The organism is Nocardioides pocheonensis (genome assembly GCF_003725535.1).
In the GTDB taxonomy this organism is placed as follows: domain Bacteria; phylum Actinomycetota; class Actinomycetes; order Propionibacteriales; family Nocardioidaceae; genus Marmoricola; species Marmoricola pocheonensis.
The window spans coordinates 521,012-537,441 of sequence record NZ_RJSF01000019.1; the positions used below are offsets into that span (position 1 = coordinate 521,012).

At 72.5% G+C, this 16,430-nt stretch carries 13 protein-coding genes; 7 read left to right on the top strand and 6 right to left on the bottom strand.

Annotated elements, in window-relative coordinates:
- Window positions 1-150: 150 nt before the first annotated feature.
- Window positions 151-762 carry a TetR family transcriptional regulator gene (locus tag EFL26_RS08315; protein WP_123222388.1) on the bottom strand — a complete coding sequence of 204 codons (612 nt, stop codon included), beginning with the start codon at window positions 760-762 and terminating at the stop codon, window positions 151-153.
- A gap of 172 nt (window positions 763-934) precedes the next feature.
- Between EFL26_RS08315 and EFL26_RS08320 the strand changes: the two genes are divergently transcribed.
- The 4 genes from EFL26_RS08320 (at window position 935) to EFL26_RS08335 (ending at window position 7,837) form a co-directional block, all read left to right on the top strand.
- Window positions 935-2,221, top strand: coding sequence for a glycosyltransferase family 4 protein (locus tag EFL26_RS08320; RefSeq protein ID WP_246000085.1), 1,287 nt, complete (start codon window positions 935-937; stop codon window positions 2,219-2,221).
- On the top strand, window positions 2,221-2,973 hold the full coding sequence (locus EFL26_RS08325) for a class I SAM-dependent methyltransferase (RefSeq protein WP_123222389.1): 753 nt from the start codon (window positions 2,221-2,223) through the stop codon (window positions 2,971-2,973). The genes EFL26_RS08320 and EFL26_RS08325 overlap by 1 nt, the downstream gene beginning before the upstream one ends.
- A gap of 5 nt (window positions 2,974-2,978) precedes the next feature.
- The gene (locus EFL26_RS08330) at window positions 2,979-4,082 is read left to right on the top strand and encodes a prenyltransferase (protein ID WP_221176874.1); all 1,104 of its coding nucleotides are present in this window, start codon (window positions 2,979-2,981) and stop codon (window positions 4,080-4,082) included.
- A gap of 86 nt (window positions 4,083-4,168) precedes the next feature.
- A complete protein-coding gene (locus EFL26_RS08335) occupies window positions 4,169-7,837 on the top strand; it encodes a PAS domain-containing protein (RefSeq protein WP_123222391.1) in 3,669 nt (1,222 codons plus the stop codon).
- Here EFL26_RS08335 and EFL26_RS08340 read toward each other — a convergent pair.
- On the bottom strand, window positions 7,825-8,505 hold the full coding sequence (locus EFL26_RS08340) for a class I SAM-dependent methyltransferase (RefSeq protein ID WP_246000086.1): 681 nt from the start codon (window positions 8,503-8,505) through the stop codon (window positions 7,825-7,827). The two genes, EFL26_RS08335 and EFL26_RS08340, sit on opposite strands and share 13 nt — an antisense overlap.
- 86 nt (window positions 8,506-8,591) lie before the next feature.
- Here EFL26_RS08340 and EFL26_RS08345 point away from each other — a divergent pair, with 86 nt between their 5' ends.
- Window positions 8,592-10,712, top strand: a complete 2,121-nt coding sequence (locus EFL26_RS08345; protein WP_123222392.1) for an acyl-CoA dehydrogenase family protein — start codon at window positions 8,592-8,594, stop codon at window positions 10,710-10,712.
- Here EFL26_RS08345 and EFL26_RS08350 read toward each other — a convergent pair.
- Window positions 10,698-11,978 (bottom strand): alpha/beta hydrolase, encoded by a 1,281-nt coding sequence (locus EFL26_RS08350; protein WP_123222393.1) that lies wholly within the window; start codon window positions 11,976-11,978, stop codon window positions 10,698-10,700. The two genes, EFL26_RS08345 and EFL26_RS08350, sit on opposite strands and share 15 nt — an antisense overlap.
- A 60-nt stretch (window positions 11,979-12,038) precedes the next feature.
- Between EFL26_RS08350 and EFL26_RS08355 the strand changes: the two genes are divergently transcribed.
- Entirely contained in the window at window positions 12,039-13,436 is a 1,398-nt protein-coding gene (locus tag EFL26_RS08355) for a WS/DGAT/MGAT family O-acyltransferase (RefSeq protein ID WP_123222394.1), read from the top strand.
- A 24-nt stretch (window positions 13,437-13,460) separates the two neighbouring features.
- On the opposite strand, the gene EFL26_RS08360 is transcribed toward EFL26_RS08355, so the two are convergent.
- Window positions 13,461-14,174, bottom strand: coding sequence for an ANTAR domain-containing protein (locus EFL26_RS08360; protein WP_123222395.1), 714 nt, complete (start codon window positions 14,172-14,174; stop codon window positions 13,461-13,463).
- Window positions 14,175-14,362: 188 nt separating this feature from the next.
- Here EFL26_RS08360 and EFL26_RS08365 point away from each other — a divergent pair, with 188 nt between their 5' ends.
- A complete protein-coding gene (locus EFL26_RS08365; protein ID WP_123222396.1) occupies window positions 14,363-15,001 on the top strand; it encodes a PilZ domain-containing protein in 639 nt (212 codons plus the stop codon).
- 10 nt (window positions 15,002-15,011) lie between these two features.
- Here the strand turns inward: EFL26_RS08365 and EFL26_RS08370 are convergent, their stop codons facing one another.
- Complete coding sequence (locus EFL26_RS08370; protein ID WP_123222468.1) at window positions 15,012-15,395, bottom strand: hypothetical protein; 384 nt, start codon at window positions 15,393-15,395, stop codon at window positions 15,012-15,014.
- Between the two features lie 41 nt (window positions 15,396-15,436).
- The gene (locus EFL26_RS08375; RefSeq protein WP_246000087.1) at window positions 15,437-16,360 is read right to left on the bottom strand and encodes an alpha/beta fold hydrolase; all 924 of its coding nucleotides are present in this window, start codon (window positions 16,358-16,360) and stop codon (window positions 15,437-15,439) included.
- Window positions 16,361-16,430 lie beyond the last annotated feature (70 nt).

A 16,430-nucleotide genomic window follows, 5' to 3' on the forward strand; every position in this document is an offset into this window, starting at 1 on the left:
TCGAGGTGCGGTTGCGCAGCAACGGCCGTGCACAAGCAGCGGTGGTTGAGGTGCGGTTGCGCAGCAACGGCCGTGCACAAGCAGCGGTGGTTGAGGTGCGGTTGCGCAGCAACCCCCTCGAAACCCGGTGAGCTGCGCGCAGACGTGACGTCAGCGCAGGACCAGACGAACCGCGGCCTCGATGTGCTCGCTGACCTCCTCGGCCGAGGAGCGGCCGGTGACCCAGGAGACCAGGGCGGAGAGCCAGACGTCGCTGATCACGCGGGCGATCAGGACGTCCTCCTCGGAGGGCTGCGCGCCCTCGACGTACTCCTCGCCGTGGATGGCGCGGGTGAGCATCGTGGTCAGCTGCATGCCGACGACGTGGATCTCGGTGGCGACGCTGGCGTCGGCGAACATGAACGCCCGGGTCAGCGCCTCGGTGAGGTGGGCGTCGCCCTGCATGCCGCGGGTCGCTCGCTTGAGCACGTAGATCACCCGGTCGGCCGGGGTGTCGCCCGGCACCGGGCGGCGCACCACCATCGCCTGGGTGTCCTCGAACTGCCGCGCGAGCGCGGAGACCAGCAGGTGGATCTTCGAGGGGAAGTACCGGTAGAGGGTGCCGAGGGCGACGTCGGCCTTCTCGGCGACGGCACGCATCTGGACCGCGTCGAACCCGCCCCGCGACGCCAGCTCGATGGTGGCGTCGAGGATCCGCCGGCGGCGGTCGCGCTGGGCGGCCGAGCCGAGCTCTTCGAGGGCCAGCGAGTTCGTGGTGGTCAATCCGTCCTCCGGCGGGTGAAAGGCTTGCGCGCGCCCGGCACAATGTTCGGGCCCGTGGTGTGCGGGTCCAGTGTCCCGTACAGCGGCGCCGTTACAGGCTAGCAACGCCCAAGGGCATAATAGAAACACGTTTCAGTTATCAGTGACCCGCAATGCCGACGAGAAAAGGGGCGTGCCGTTGCGCATCGCACTCGCGTCCTACCGCAGCAAGCCGCACTGCGGGGGACAGGGCGTCTACGTCCGCCACCTGAGCCGTGAGCTCGTCGCGCTGGGTCACACCGTCGAGGTGTTCTCGGGACAGCCGTACCCGGAGCTGGACGAGGGGGTGGCGCTCACCAAGGTCCCGAGCCTGGACCTCTACCGGGAGCCCGACCCCTTTCGGATGGTCTGGCCGTGGGAGTTCCGCGACCTGATCGACGCCCAGGAGTTCGCGATCATGTGCACGGCCGGCTTCCCGGAGCCGCGCACGTTCGCCAAGCGGCTGCTCAAGGTGATGCGCGAGCGGCGCGACGACTTCGACGTGGTCCACGACAACCAGGTGCTGGCCCACGGCATCATGCAGATCGAGGACGAGCTCGGCATCCCGGTGCTCACCACGGTGCACCACCCGATCACGTTCGACCGCCGCGTCGACATCGCGGCGGCCCCCACGCTGCGCAAGAAGCTGAGCCTGCGCCGGTGGTACGGCTTCCTGCGCATGCAGGGCGCGGTCGTACGCCGGGCCCGCTGGATCCTGCTGCCCTCGGAGTCCTCCAAGCGCGACGCCGCCCACGACTTCGGCGCCGACCCGGACAGGATGCAGGTGATCCCGCTCGGGGTCGACGACTGCTTCGTGCCGCCGACGAAGCCCCGCGTGCCCGGCCGGCTGGTCGCGATGGCGAGCGCCGACGCGCCGATGAAGGGCATCTCGACCCTGCTGGAGGCGTTCGCCAAGCTCCTCACCGAGCGCGACGTCGAGCTGCTGCTGGTGACCCGGCCGACCCCGGGCGGACGCACCGAGCAGCTGATCGAGGAGCTCGGGATCGGCGAGCACGTCCGGTTCGTCAGCGGCATCTCCGACACCGAGCTGGTGGAGGTGATGGGGTCGGCGGAGATCGCCTGCGTCCCGTCGCTCTACGAGGGCTTCTCGCTGCCGACCGCCGAGCTGATGGCCTGCGAGACGCCGCTGGTGGTCAGCCGCACCGGCGCGATCCCCGAGGTGGTCGGGCCCGACGGGCTGTGTGCCGACCTGGTCACCCCGGGCGACGTGGGCGAGCTGGCCCGCACGATCGCGGACCTGCTCGACGACCCGGAGCGCCGCGCCCGCATGGGCAGCGCCGGCCGGGCCCGGGCCCAGGAGCTGTTCAGCTGGCGCGCGGTGGCCCGGGCGACCGCCGCGGCGTACGAGCGCGTCATCGAAGACCACCGATCCGAGAAGCTCGGCTCGGCCTCGGCCGGCCCAACCACCGGGAGTAACTGATGCTGACCGTTGACTTCGACCGGCTCGGGCTGCGCCCGGGTGACCGGGTCATCGACATGGGCTGCGGTGCCGGCCGCCACGCCTTCGAGATGTACCGCCGCGGGGCCGACGTCGTGGCGTTCGACCAGGACGCCGACGAGCTCGCCGGGGTCCTCGAGCTGTTCGGGGCGATGAAGGAGGCCGGCGAGGTGCCCGACGGGGCCTCGGCCGACATCAAGGAGGGCGACGCCCTCTCGCTGCCGTTCGCCGACGGCGAGTTCGACCGCGTCGTCGCCTCGGAGGTGCTCGAGCACATCCACGACGACGTCACCGCCATCAAGGAGCTGATCCGGGTGCTGCGCCCGGGAGGCACCATGGCGATCACCGTGCCGCGCTGGCTGCCCGAGGTGGTCAACTGGCGGCTCTCGCCCGACTACCACAACGCCCCGGGCGGGCACGTGCGCATCTACACCGACCACGAGCTGGTCGACAAGGTCACCAAGGGCGGCCGCCCCAACGACGGCACGCCCGGCGACGCGATGGTCTTCGAGGGCAAGGACCACGCCCACGGCCTGCACACGCCGTACTGGTGGCTCAAGTGTGCGGTCGGCGTGGACAACGACCAGCACCCGCTGGTGAAGGCCTACCACCAGGTGCTGGTCTGGGACATCATGCGGACCCCGCGGCTGAGCACGGCCACCCGCCTGGCCGAGAAGGCACTCAACCCCGTGCTCGGCAAGAGCATGGTGCTCTACTTCCGCAAGCCCGAGTAGGCCCCGTGTCGAGCGCATCTTCGTGCACCTGGCAGGTGCCTGCCGTCCACGGCGTCCTCACCTCCGGCGAGGTCGCCGCCACCGCTGCCTCCATCGCCGCGATGCAGGAGGCCAGCGGCGCGGTGCCGTGGACGCCGGGGGACAAGACCGACGTCTGGAACCACGTCGAGGCCGCGATGGCGATGCTCGTGGGCGGCCAGGTCGAGGCAGCCGAGCGCGCCTACGCGTGGTGCGCACGGACGCAGCGCGCCGACGGCTCGTGGCCGATGGAGATCGTCGTCGGCGAGGTGCGGGACGCCTCGGGCGAGACCAACATGTCGGCCTACCTGGCGGTCGGCGTCTGGCACCACTGGCTGCTGCGCCGGGACCGCGCCTTCGTCGACCGGATGTGGCCCGTCGTACGCCGGGGCCTGGACTTCGTGGTCGGCATCCAGCTGCCGTTCGGCGGCATCGCCTGGTCGCAGGAGTGGGACGCCTCCGGTCCGGCCCGGGTCAACGAGGAGGCGCTCCTCGCCGGCTCCTCGAGCATCTACCAGTCGCTGCGGGCCGGCGTGGCGCTCGCCGACCTGGTCGACGACCCACAGCCCGAATGGGAGCTGGCCGGCGGGCGGCTGGGCCACGCGCTGCGGCACCACCGCGACCTGTTCCTGGACAAGTCGGAGTTCTCGATGGACTGGTACTACCCGGTCCTCGGGGGTGCGGTCCGCGGAGCCGCGGCTGCCGCCCTGCTCGAGCAGGGCTGGGACACCTTCGTCGTGCCGGGGCTCGGGATCAAGTGCGTCAGCCACAACCCCTGGGTCACCGGCGCCGAGACCTGCGAGCTGGTGATGTCCCTGGACGCGATCGGCGACCACGGTCGCGCCGTGGAGCAGTTCCGGGCGATGCAGCACCTGCGCGAGGAGGACGGGCGGTACTGGACCGGCTACGTCTACCCCGATGACGTGTTCTGGCCCGTCGAGCACACGACGTACACCGCCGCGGCCGTCGTGCTCGCCGCCGACGAGCTGTCCCGCACGACACCGGCGTCGGGGATCATGCGCGGCGACACGCTCGGAGGGCACTTCGAGGAGATCGCCCTGGAGTGCGGCTGCTCGAGGATGCATGTCTAGACCGGGTCCCCAAAGTTCCGAATTGGCCACCACGCCTGCTATGTCCGTTTTATCCTGACGATTGCAGACTCGCGGGGAGGCGAGGCATGGCAACCAACGGCGACATCCAGCGGCAGATCGTCGAGTCCTCACTCGACGGCCTGTGGGTCGTCGACGCCCAGGGCCGGACGGTCTACGCGAACCGGCGCGTCGGGGAGCTCCTCGGGCGCACCGACGAGGAGGTTGCTGCCCTCGGGGTCGTCGACGTGCTCGACGACCAGGAGCGGGCCTGCTACGAGGCGCACCTCGCCGACCTGCGCGAGGCGGAACCGGACCGCCGCGGCGCCGAGCGCACCTTCCTCCGCCCCGACGGCTCCCCGGTGCCGCTCGTGGTCAAGGAGCAGGCGCTGTACGACGAGTCCGGAGACTTCGTCGGCTACCTCCACCACCTCACCGACGACACGCGCCGCCGAGCCCTCATCGACGAGCTCAGCCGCAGCCGCTCCCAGCTGGGGGAGGCCCAGGCGATCGCGCGCGTCGGCAGCTGGGAGATGCGCACCGACGACCCGGACCACTCCACCTGCTCCGACGAGATGTACCGCGTACTGGACGTCGACCCCGAGGTGTACGTGCCCGGCATGGCCGCCTTCCTCGGCCAGCTGGTCGAGGAGGACCGGGACAAGGTGGTCGCGAACTACCAGCTCGCCCTGGCCGATTCCCAGCAGCACACACTCGACGTGCGCGCGGTCATGCGCGACGGGTCGACGCGTTGGGTCCGCACCGTCGGGCGGGTGCTCGAGTGGTCGGCCGACGGTGCGCCGCTGCGGCTCGGCGGGACCGTGCAGGACATCGACGAGCTGAAGCGCACCGAGCTGCGCCTGGTCGACGCCCTCCAGCTGAACACGCTGATGCAGTTCATGGCCACCGCCGCCAACGAGACCAGCACCCTCGACGAGGCGCTGGTCAGGCTGCGCGAGCTCCTGCTGGCCGACGACCACTGGGTGCGGGGCGTGGCCTTCGACGTCGACGGTGAAGGGCTCGCGTGGCGCCGGCTCGGCGCCGACGACGACTGCCGGCCGACGTCGGCCGAGGCGACCGTGGCCGCGCGCGCCCTGAGCGAGGGGCACGACTTCGTCGTCGAGGAGGACCTGGAGCCGGACCGCCTCGTGGTCGGGTTCCCTGTCGTGGTCGAGGGTGTGACGACCTGCGTGGTGACGATCACCGCGCACGCCGGTCTGCCCCACCGCCCGGTCCTGCAGTCGCTCGCCGCCCAGGTGGCCGGCCAGCTCGCCCAGGTCGCGGCCCGCGAGCAGCTGGTCCTCGAGCTCACCCGCAGCCGCTCGCAGCTCGCCGAGGCCCAGGCGATCGCCCGGCTGGGCAGCTGGGACATCCGCCTCGAGCCCTACGAGGTCACCTGGTCCGACCAGCTCTACGAGGTGCTCGGCGTCGACCGCGAGACCTTCGTGCCCGGCCTCGAGGAGTTCGTGGAGCTCGTCGTCGAGAGCGACCGGACGCTGGTCACCGATGCCTGGGAGCAGATCGCCCTCGAGCCGGGGGAGCGCACGGTCGACGTACGCGTGCTCCGGCCGGACGGCCAGGAGCGCTGGGTGCGGGTCGTCGGGCAGCTGGTCGAGCGGGCGGCCGACGGGTCGCCGCTGCGCTTCGGCGGCACCGTGCAGGACATCGACGCGCTCAAGCAGGCCGAGCTCCAGCTGCTCGACGCCGTGGACCTGAACACGATCATGCAGTTCATGGCGAGCGCGGCGAACGAGACCAGCACCCTCGACGAGGCACTCGGGCGCACCCGCCAGCTGCTGCTGGCGCACCCGGACTGGGACCGCGGAGTCGCGTTCGACGTCAGCGGCCGCGAGCTCACCCACCGTCAGGTCGGTGCCGACGACGTATTCCGGCCGAGCGCGCTGGAGATCGCGGTCGCCGAGCGCGTGCTGCAGCAGGACGACGTCGTCTTCGAGGAGCACGCGGTCCCCGCGCGCCCGCTCGTGGGCTTCCCGGTGCGCCTGGACGGCGCCACGATCCTGGTCGTCGTGCTCACCAACGTCTCGCCGTTCGTGCGTCACCAGATGATGCGCTCGCTGCTGAGCCAGGTCGCCGGCCAGCTCGCCCAGGTGGCGAGCCGGGAGGCGGCCGCTGCGGAGCTCGCTGCGGCCCGCGACCTCGCGATGGCGGCGTCGAAGGCGAAGTCGGAGTTCCTGGCCACGATGAGCCACGAGATCCGGACGCCGCTCAACGGCGTGATCGGCCTGAACGACCTGCTCCTGCGCTCGGACCTCGACCCGCACCAGCGACAGCTGGCCGAGGCGATGCAGGGGGCCGGGCGCTCCCTGCTCGTGCTGATCAGCGACATCCTGGACTTCTCCAAGATCGAGGCGGGCGGCCTGGAGCTCGAGGCCGTGGCCTTCCAGCCGGCGATCGTGGTGCAGGCGACCACGGAGCTGTTCGAGCCGATGGCGGCCGCGAAGGGCATCGACCTCGAGGTCGAGATCGACGACGACGTCCCGGAGCGTCTCGAGGGTGACCCGAGCCGGTTCGGGCAGGTCTTGTCGAACCTGGTCGCGAACGCCGTGAAGTTCACCCACGACGGCGGCGTGCACGTGCGCGTCTCCGCGGGGATCGAGGACCGGACCGTCACCCTCCGGGTCGCCGTGCGCGACACCGGCATCGGGATGGACGAGGAGCAGCTGGGCCGGATCTTCCAGCCGTTCCGGCAGGCCGACGCCTCCACGACCCGGAACTTCGGCGGCACCGGCCTCGGCCTCGCGATCGCGCACCGGTTGGCTGCGGCCCTGGGCGGCCGGGTCGGCGTCGCCAGCGTGCCGGGTGAGGGCAGCACGTTCTGGTTCACCGGCAAGTTCGAGCTGGCCAGCGCCTCACCGCGGGTCACGGCGCGTCCGGCCCGGATCGCGCAGGACGACCGTCCCGGCGGTCACGTGCTGGTGGTCGAGGACAACGAGGTCAACCAGCTCGTCGCGGTCGGGATGCTCGAGGTGCTTGGCTACACCTCGGAGGTGGCGGCCGACGGCGCGGCGGCCGCGGCCCGGGCCGCCGGTGGCCGGTTCGACGCCGTGCTGATGGACCTGCAGATGCCCCGGCTGGACGGGTACGCCGCGACGCGGCTGATCCGCCAGGCCGAGCCTCCCGGCGTGCACGTGCCGATCATCGCGCTGACCGCCTCGGCCACGTCGGGCGAGAAGGAACGCTGCTTCGCGGCCGGCATGACCGGGTTCCTCTCCAAGCCAGTCGGCGCCGAGGCGCTGGGGCGGCTGCTGCGCGAGCAGCTCGGCGGCACTGCGCCGGACGTCGCGGTCGAACCGGCACCGGCCCCCGCACCGGCTCCGGTCGTCGAGGTGCTTCCTCCGCCCGAGGCCGACGACGCCCTGCCCGACCTCGACACCGCCCGGCTCGACGAGCTGGCGGAGATGGGGCCGGCCGCGCTGCCGCTGATCCAGCGGGCGATCGACAACTTCGTGTCCTCGGCGGCCGAGAACATGGAGCAGCTCCGGGAGTCGCTGTCGGAGTCGGACGCGCCCGCGCTCCGGGCGGCGGCGCACCGGCTGAAGGGGAGTGCGGCGAACCTCGGCGCGCTCCGCGTCGCCGACACGGCGTACGTCGTCGAGCAGCTCGCGGAGGCCGACGACCTCCTGTCCGCGGCTCCGGTGATCGCCCGGCTGGCGGGAGCGCTGACCGACGCGTGCGTCGAGCTGCGCGCCTACCGCCTGGAGGCGGCCGGGCCGATGGACACGGCCTACTCCGCCTGACCCGATCCGGTCACCCTGCGCAGCACGCGCATGGACCCCACGGTCCCGGTCGGTTCGAAGTCACCGCTGGCCACCGCGCGCTGCCAGACGTGGTACGGCGCCTGGCCGCCGTCCTCCGGTCGCTCGAACACGTCGTGGATGACCAGCACCCCGCCGGGCTGCACCCAGTGCGCGAAGCCCGTGTAGTCGTTCTGCGCGTGCACCTCGGCGTGGCCACCGTCGATGAACAGCAGTGCCACCTGCGTGCGCCAGTACGCCGCGACCGTGACCGACTGGCCCACCACGGCCACCACCCGGTCCTCGAGACCGGCCAAGGCGAGGGTGCGGCGGAAGACCGGCAGGGTGTCCATCCGGCCGAGCTCCGCGTCCACCAGGGTCGGGTCGTGGTGCTCCCAGCCGGCCTGGTTCTCCTCCGAGCCGCGGTGGTGGTCGAGCGTGAACACGACGCTGTCGCACGCCCGGGCCGCCGCACCCAGGTAGACGGCCGACTTGCCGCAGTAGGTGCCCACCTCGAGCGCCGGCCCGTCACCCAGGTGGGCCACGGCGGTGTGGTACAGGAACGCGCCCTCGTCCTCCGGCATGAAGCCCTTCGCGGCCAGCGCGTGCGCCAGCAGGTCGGCGGGCATGTCGGCGGCCGTGTCGGCGTCCGGGGCGGGGGTCTCACTCACGGCGGGGAGCCTATCCATGGCATGATTGGAACACGTTCTAGTTTCCCGGGCTCCACGAGCCCCGCCTGCGCACCCGAGGAGAGCGTATGCCGATCGGCATCAGCGACGACCACGCCGAGCTCGCCGCCACGGTCCGCAAGTGGGCCGAGAGCCACGGCGCGATCGACGCCGTCCGGGCCGCCGAGACCGATCCCCGGTCGCTCGCCGACTGGGGTCCTCGCGCGGCCGAGATGGGGCTCACCGCGATCGCGCTCCCTGAGGCCGTCGGCGGAGGTGGAGGCACCCTGCTGGACCAGGCGGTCGCGCTCGAGGCAGCGGCGTACGCGCTGGTGCCTGGGGCCCTGCTCAGCACGGTCGTGGCCGGCCTCGTGCACGACGACGCCGACGTGCGGGCCGGCATCGCGTCGGGCGAGGTCACCGTCGGCCTGGCGGCCGCCGGGGCCCTCCGCGCCGACGGACAGCGAGCGTCGGGGGAGGTCGCGGCGGTGCTCGACGCGCCGATCGCGACCCACGTCTCGATGCCCCTCGACACCGACGAAGGCTCGGCCACGGTGCTGGTCCCCACCGACCGGCTGGAGATCCAGCCCGGGCCCTCGATCGACCTGTCCCGCACGGTCGGCCGCGTGACGGTCGCCGACCTGTCCCTCGACGAGGCGACGGTCTCGACCTCGGACGCACGGCGGCTGTTCCTCACGCTGGCCGCTGCCGAGGCGTCCGGCATCGCGCGATGGTGCCTGGACACCGCGGTGGAGTACGCGAAGGTCCGTGAGCAGTTCGGGCAGCGGATCGGGGCGTTCCAGGCGGTCAAGCACCTCTGCGCCGAGATGCTCGAGACCAGCGAGTCGGTGACGGCGGCGGCCTGGGACGCCGCGGTCGCGCACGACGACGATCCGGAGCAGGCCGGCTTCGCGGTCGAGGTCGCCGCGACGGTGTGCTTCGACGGCGCCGTCGAGGTGGCCAAGACCTGCATCCAGGTGCTCGGCGGGATCGGCTTCACCTTCGAGCACGACGCCCACCTGTACCTCCGCCGGGCCACGGCGCTGCGAGCCCTCGTCGGCGACCCCGGGACGTACGCCGCGGCGCTCGCACGGCGCGCCGCGACCGGCGTCCGGCGTACCGGACGGATCGACTTCGGCGGCCAGGACGAGGAGTACCGCGAGCACGCGCGCCGTGAGGCCGGCCACATCGCCGAGCTGCCCGCAGACCGGCGCAGGGCGGCGCTCGCCGAGACCGGGCTCCTCGCGCCGCACTGGCCGGCGCCCTACGGCCTCGGTGCCGGTCCGGTGCAGCAGCTCGTCATCGACCAAGAGCTCGCGGCGGCCGGAGTCGAGCGGCCCGACCTGGTCATCGGCGCCTGGGCGGCCCCGACCATCCTCGAGCACGGCTCCGAGGAGCAGCGCGAGCGCTTCCTGGCGCCCACGCTGCGCGGCGAGGTCACCTGGTGCCAGCTCTTCAGCGAGCCGGGCGCCGGCTCCGACCTCGCCTCGCTGCGCACCCGGGCGGAACGCGTCGACGGGGGCTGGCGGCTCACCGGTCAGAAGGTGTGGACGTCGGTCGCCGAGCGCGCCGACTGGGGCATCTGCCTGGCTCGCACCGATCCCGACGCGAAGCCGCACGCGGGGATCACGTACTTCGTCGTGGACATGAGCAGCCCGGGCATCGACATCCGGCCGCTGCGCGAGCTGACCGGCGACGCGCTGTTCAACGAGGTGTTCCTCGACGGCGTGTTCGTCCCCGACGAGCTCGTGGTCGGGGAGGTGCACGGCGGCTGGCGCCTCGCGCGCACCACGCTCGCCAACGAGCGCGTGGCGATGGCCGGATCCAGGCTGGGTGACAGCGTCGAGCTGGCGGTCTCGCTGCTCGACGAGCCCCGACTCGGGCCCAGCGCGCCGGAGAAGATCGGCCGGGCGATCGCGCTCGCGCAGGTGGTCAAGCTGCTGGGCACCCGCTCGACGCTGAGGTCGATCGCGGGGCAGGGGCCGGGTGCGGAGTCCAGCGTCGCGAAGCTGGTCGGGGTGCGCAGCCGGCAGGACTCGGCCGAGCTCGCGATGGAGCTCCTCGGCGACGAGATCCTCACCGGCTCCGACCGCGCGGCCCGGGCCGCGGACCTCTTCCTGCGCAACCGCTGCCTCTCGATCGCCGGCGGCACGACGCAGATCTTGAGGAACGTCGCGGGCGAGCGGATCCTCGGCCTACCCCGAGGCTGAGGCGGACTCGGCGGCGGTCCCGGCGGCCACGTCGGAGGTGGCCGTGCGCCGGGTGACCCGGTGCCACTCGAGCCACCGCTCGACGGCGCGGATCACCTGCTGGCTGCGGATCGAGGAGAACACCTCGAAGGCGTGCTGCGTGCCGGGAAGCTCCAGGTAGGTGACCACCCCGGTGGAGACCTCGCGGAGCCGCTCGACGAACGCCCGCGCCTGCCGCACGCTGACCAGGCCGTCGTGGGCACCGTGGATCACGAAGAAGTCCGGCGCGTCGGGCACCACGTGGGTGATCGGCGAGGCGAGCTCGAACTCCTCGCGGTGCCTGCGTGGGTCCTTGCGGAACACGCGCGGGGCGAGGAACTTGTCGCGCATGGCCACCGCGGCCTTGTCCCCGGTCACGCCGCCGAGGTCGTAGACGCCGTAGAAGGGCACGCACGCCGAGACGGTGGTGTCGGCCTCCTCGAAGCCGGGCTGGTACTTGCCGACCTTGGGTGTCAGGGCGGCCAGCGACGCGAGGTGGCCGCCCGCGGAGCCACCCGTGATCACCAGGTACGACGGGTCTCCGCCGTACGACGCGATGTGCTCGCGCGTCCACGCGATCGCCCGCTTCACGTCCTCGATCTGGGCGGGGAAGGGGTGCTTGGGGGCGAGCCGGTAGTTCATCGCGACGCACACCCAGCCTCGGGCCGCCATCCGGTTCATCAGGATCAGGCCCTGCTGGCTCTTGTCGCCGATCGTCCACCCGCCGCCGTGGACCTGGATCAGCACCGGAGCGTTCTTCAGGTCGACGTCGCGGCGCCGGTAGATGTCGAGCCGCGCCCGGGTGCCGCCCTCGCGGTAGTTGAGATCGGCGATCCGCTCCACCTCCGGGCGCATCAGTGCGAACGGGCGGATGAGGTCGCGCAGCGGCGTGGGCAGCGCTTCGGCCAGGTCGGCCGCCGCAGGGTCGGCGGTCAGCTCGTCGAGGTAGCCGGTGCCCAGGGACTCGGCCAGCTGCTGCTCGGCGATCTCGCCGGCCCGGTGCGCGTCGCGGACCAGGTAGGTCAGGCCGGCAGCGCTCGCCGCCGCGAGGAGCAGCCCGCCCCGGCTCGCCTTGCCGCGTGCCAGCGCCTGAGCCGTGTCCAGCGCGGTCAGGGCGAGGATCTGGGGAGCGAGCTCACCGGTCGGCCACCCGATGGCGAAACCGAGCGGCGAGAGGTTGCCGCGCAGCGGTCGCACGGCGTTCGCGGTCAGCAGGGCGGTGATCAGCTGGCGCCGGAGGTATCCCATGTTCCGAGCCTACGGCCGCCGAAAGTAGAACACGTTCTAGCGCCGGGTTATGATCCTCACATGGAGCGGCTCAGCGGACTCGACGCCAGCTTTCTGTACCTGGAGAGCTCGGCGCAGCTGATGCACGTCTGCGGCGTGCTGCTGCTCGACCCGTCGACGGTGCCGGGCGGCTACTCCTTCGACCGGTTCCGCGCGGACCTGGAGAGCAGGGTGCGCTCGATCCCGGCGTTCCGCCGCAAGCTCCGTCCGGTGCCGCTCGAGATCGACCACCCGGTCTGGGTGGAGGACGCCGAGTTCGACATCGACCGCCACCTGCACCGCTTCGCCGTCCCCTCGCCGGGCGGCGACGAGGAGCTGGCCACGCTCTGCGCGCACATGGCGGGCATCCCGCTGGACCGCTCGCGGCCGCTGTGGGAGATGGCCGTGATCGAGGGTCTGGCGTCGGGCCAGGTGGCGGTGTTCACCAAGATGCACCACGCCACCGTCGACGGGGTGTCGGGCGCGAACATGATCTCGGTGCTCTGCAGCCTCGAGCCGGACGCCCCGCCGCTGGACGTCGGCGCCGACGCCGCCGTCTCCGCCCACGTGCCGGGCGACCTCGAGCTCCTCGGCCGCGGGATCCTCTCCAACGTCCTGAAGCCCTGGCAGCTGGTCCGGATGGTGCGCCCCACGACCTCGCTGCTCGCGCGCACGATCGAGCGGGCGCGGGAGGGCACCGCGATGGCGGCGCCGCTCACCGCGCCGCGCACGGCGTTCAACGGCAACATCACCGGACGCCGGGCGATCGCCTTCGCCGACCTCTCCCTGGACAAGATCAAGGAGATCAAGCGCGCGGTCGACGGGGGGACGGTGAACGACGTCGTGCTGGCGATCAGCGGGGGAGCGCTGCGGCGCTACCTCGCCGCGCGCGACGACCTGCCGACCAGCTCGCTGCTGGCGAGCGTGCCCGTGTCCGTGCACGGCAAGTCCTCGATCGAGGGCGGCACCAACAAGGTGTCCACGATCTTCGCGCGGCTCGGCACCGACATCGCCGACCCCGTCGTACGGCTGGGCCAGCTGGCGAAGGCCAACGCCCACGCCAAGGCCCACCACAACGCGATCCCGGCCGACACGCTGCAGGAGTGGGCGCAGTTCGCCGCGCCGCGCACGTTCGGCCTGGCCGTGCGCATGGTGGCCGGCCTCAAGCTCGCCGAGAAGGGCCCGGTGATCCACAACCTCGTGATCTCCAACGTGCCCGGGCCGCCGGTGCCGCTCTACTTCCTGGGAGCCCGGATCGACGCGCTCTACCCGCTGGGGCCGATCTTCCACGGCGCCGGTCTCAACGTGACGGTGATGAGCAGCAACGGCAAGATGCACGTCGGCCTGATCGGTTGCCGCGACGCGCTGCCCGAGATCGCCGACCTGGCCGAGGAGTTCAAGGCCGAGCTCGAGGCGTTGTACGCCGCCACGGTCGGCTGACGCGTCGGCCGCGTCCCGGCCCGCTCAGCCGTCGCCCGGCTGGCGCCGCTCGTGGAGGCGGACGACCTCCTCGGCGAGCTCGACCGTGCTGACGCCGCCGCGCCGCGCCGCGTCGCGGAGCCGGTCCTCGGCGGTGTCGACGTCGAGGCGCAGCTGCGCGGCCAGGATCCCGATCGCCATCTCGACCACCACCCGTTCCCGGACGCGGCGGGGAGCCGCCTGGGCCTCGCTGCGCGTGGTGAAGGACAGGTCGGCGTTGGTGACGGCTCCGGCGGCCCAGGCGCCGAAGATCTCGGCGAGCTGCTCGTGGTGCCCGCCGAAGGCCTGCCGCGACGCACCGTAGAGGTTCACCGTGCCGAGCACCTGCTCCTCCTCGAGGATCGGCAGGGTCAGCGTGGACTGGACGGCCTGGGCGGCCGTCGCCTGGGCGAACAGCTGCCAACGGCTCTCGTCGAGGGGGTCGTCGCCGACGAACTCGCGGGTCTCGCCGACCATCGCACCCTCGACGCACGGCCCTCCGGCGACGTACTGGATCGCGTCGAGGACGGCGAACTCGCTCGCGGTGGCGACCATCGTGAAGGTCAGCCCCTCGTCGAGCCGCGCGAGGCTCACCCCGACCAGGTCGGGCACGACCGCCTTCGCGCGGTTGGCCAGCCGCGTGAGGTGGGCGACCAGGTTCCCCGTCGGCTGCGGGTCCAGCTCGCGGATCGCCGCCAGCGTCTCGGGGATCGGCTCCATCGGACTCACTCCACTCCTCGTCTCGGCACCCCGGGTACCCCGAATGCCTCCACATCAACGGGCGCGGCGCGTGACGGATCCGACACTGCGCCGAGTCCGGGGCCGTAGCATCGTCGCCATGACCGTCTGCCCGCTGCCGCAGGGCGCGTCGACCGGCGTCGTACGCCGGGCCAGGGGCTGACGGCCCGATGGAGTCACCCGAGATCAACGACCCGGTCGTGCTGCGCGACGACGAGCTGGAGTACCGCAGCCGCGTGGAGGATCTCGCCCCCGGGCTCCTGACCGTCGCGCGGCCGCTCGGTCTGCCCGCCGAGCACCGTTACGAGCCCGGCGTCGCGCTGCAGGTCTCCTGGAGCTCTCCGCGCGGGATCGCGGTGCTGCCCACCCGGCTGGTCGAGACGCGCATCGAGCGAGGGGTGGCGCTGTGGCTGCTGGAGGTGGCCGGCGACGGCTGGGTCGAGCAGCGTCGGCGGTTCGTGCGGGTCCCGGTCGTCGGGCCGGTGACGCTCGTCGGGCGGGGTGACGAACCGGTCGAAGCGGTGACCGTCCACCTGGTCGACGTCAGCGAGGGTGCGCTGCGGTGCACGGCCGCGCCCGGTGAGGCGGCCGACGCCCTGGTCGAGGAGGTCGAGGTGACGGCCCGATTCCGGCTCGGTGAGAGCGACTTCGTGGTGCCCGCCCGGATCCTCTACCGCAGGCCCGCGGCGAAGCCGCCGGAGAACGCGGAGCTCGTGGTGCTGTTCGACGAGCCGGTCGCGGCGGCGGACGCGCTGCGCAAGGAGATCTTCGCCCAGCAGCTGCGCAACCGGCGCGCGCGCTCCGACTGACAGCTCCGCCTCACGCGAGCGGACCGTCGGGCAGCGGCAGCGGCCGCACACCCCCGAGCCGCCGGTGGAACCGGACCTGGTCGGCGTGGGAGTCCAGCACGTGCCACAGCGTGGCGTGGGCAGACCAGGCCAGGGGCTCGTCGCCGTGCCGCCAGGACGGTCCGAAGCTGATCCACACCGGTGTCCACTCGGCGGCCAGGTCCCATGCGCCGCGGTGCTGGTCGAGCAGGCGCCGGCGCACCTGGAACGCGGTGCGCGGGCCGTCGACGCAGATCGGCGCGGTGCTGATCGGCCACACCCGCAGGTCGAGCATCATCAGCTCGAGCTCGAAGTCGCGCAGGATGCGTGGATCCACCAGCACGGTGGCGACGTTCTCGTGCGGGTCGCGCCTCACGCGCAGCACGCTAGCCCGCGACGGCGGCTCTCGTCAGCCCGTCACCGACGCTGCCGGCTGGCCCGCCGGCCCATGGTGGTGTCGACCGCCTCGAGGAAGGCCGGCACGAACGAGTCGGCCTGGAGCACGCACCCGGCATGACCGCAGGGCGCCTCGTGGACCGTGGCGCCCGGGATGCGGGCCGCGATGGCGCGCTGGCGCGCGGGCGAGAGCACGCGGTCCTTGGTGGTCACGACCACCGCGGTCGGTACGTCGATCCGGCTCAGCCAGGGCGTCGAGTGGTGCCGGCCGAGGGACGCGACGGCCTGGGCGACCGCCCACGGGCTGGTGCTGCGGAACTGCGCGAGGGCCCACTCGTGCATGTCGGTCGGGTCGAGCAGCAGCTCGGCGGTCATCCGGGTGGCGGTGCTGATCGTGCGTGAGCGCGACAGCGTCCGCAGCGCACCCATGCCGACCTCCATGCCCTGGTGGAAGACGCGTTCGCTGCCGGTCGTGCGGAAGTGGTCGGTGGTGGCGGCGAGCACCAGCCCGCCGAAGCGCTCGGGGTGCTGGCGCCAGCAGCGCTGCGCCACGATCGACCCCATCGAGTACCCCGCGACGACCGGCGCCACCAGGTCGAGCGCGTCCGCGACGGCCGCCACGTCGTCGGCGCAGTCGCGCACCGAGAAGTGCTCGGAGACGATCCCGCGCCCGTGCCAGCGCTGGTCGAACACGACGACCCGGTACCTCTCGGCGAGCCGCTCGACGACCGGGAACCAGGTCAGCAGCCCGGTGCAGCCGACCGCGTGCAGCAGGATGACCGCAGGAGCGTCCGGGTCGGGCCCCGGCAGGTCGGTGAGCCAGGTCCGGCCCCGGCCGGGCAGGTCGAGCCAGCGCCCGTCGGGGAGGGTGACCGGGGGGACGTCCACGAGCTCGCGCAGCAGCGCGCGCGGCACCGAGCGGGGGTCGGACCAGGTGAGCGCCACGGTGCCTCCTCGCACGTGATCACACCGGTGACCGGTCTCGATCCCCGGGTGTTCTTCACGCTAGACTAGA

Coding starts and splice junctions, on each gene's coding strand:
- EFL26_RS08325 (WP_123222389.1), top strand. CDS start 2,221: ATGCTGACCGTTGACTTCGACCGGCTCGGGCTGCGCCCGGGTGACCGG.
- EFL26_RS08335 (WP_123222391.1), top strand. CDS start 4,169: ATGGCAACCAACGGCGACATCCAGCGGCAGATCGTCGAGTCCTCACTC.
- EFL26_RS08345 (WP_123222392.1), top strand. CDS start 8,592: ATGCCGATCGGCATCAGCGACGACCACGCCGAGCTCGCCGCCACGGTC.
- EFL26_RS08350 (WP_123222393.1), bottom strand. CDS start 11,978: ATGGGATACCTCCGGCGCCAGCTGATCACCGCCCTGCTGACCGCGAAC.
- EFL26_RS08355 (WP_123222394.1), top strand. CDS start 12,039: ATGGAGCGGCTCAGCGGACTCGACGCCAGCTTTCTGTACCTGGAGAGC.
- EFL26_RS08360 (WP_123222395.1), bottom strand. CDS start 14,174: ATGGAGCCGATCCCCGAGACGCTGGCGGCGATCCGCGAGCTGGACCCG.
- EFL26_RS08365 (WP_123222396.1), top strand. CDS start 14,363: ATGGAGTCACCCGAGATCAACGACCCGGTCGTGCTGCGCGACGACGAG.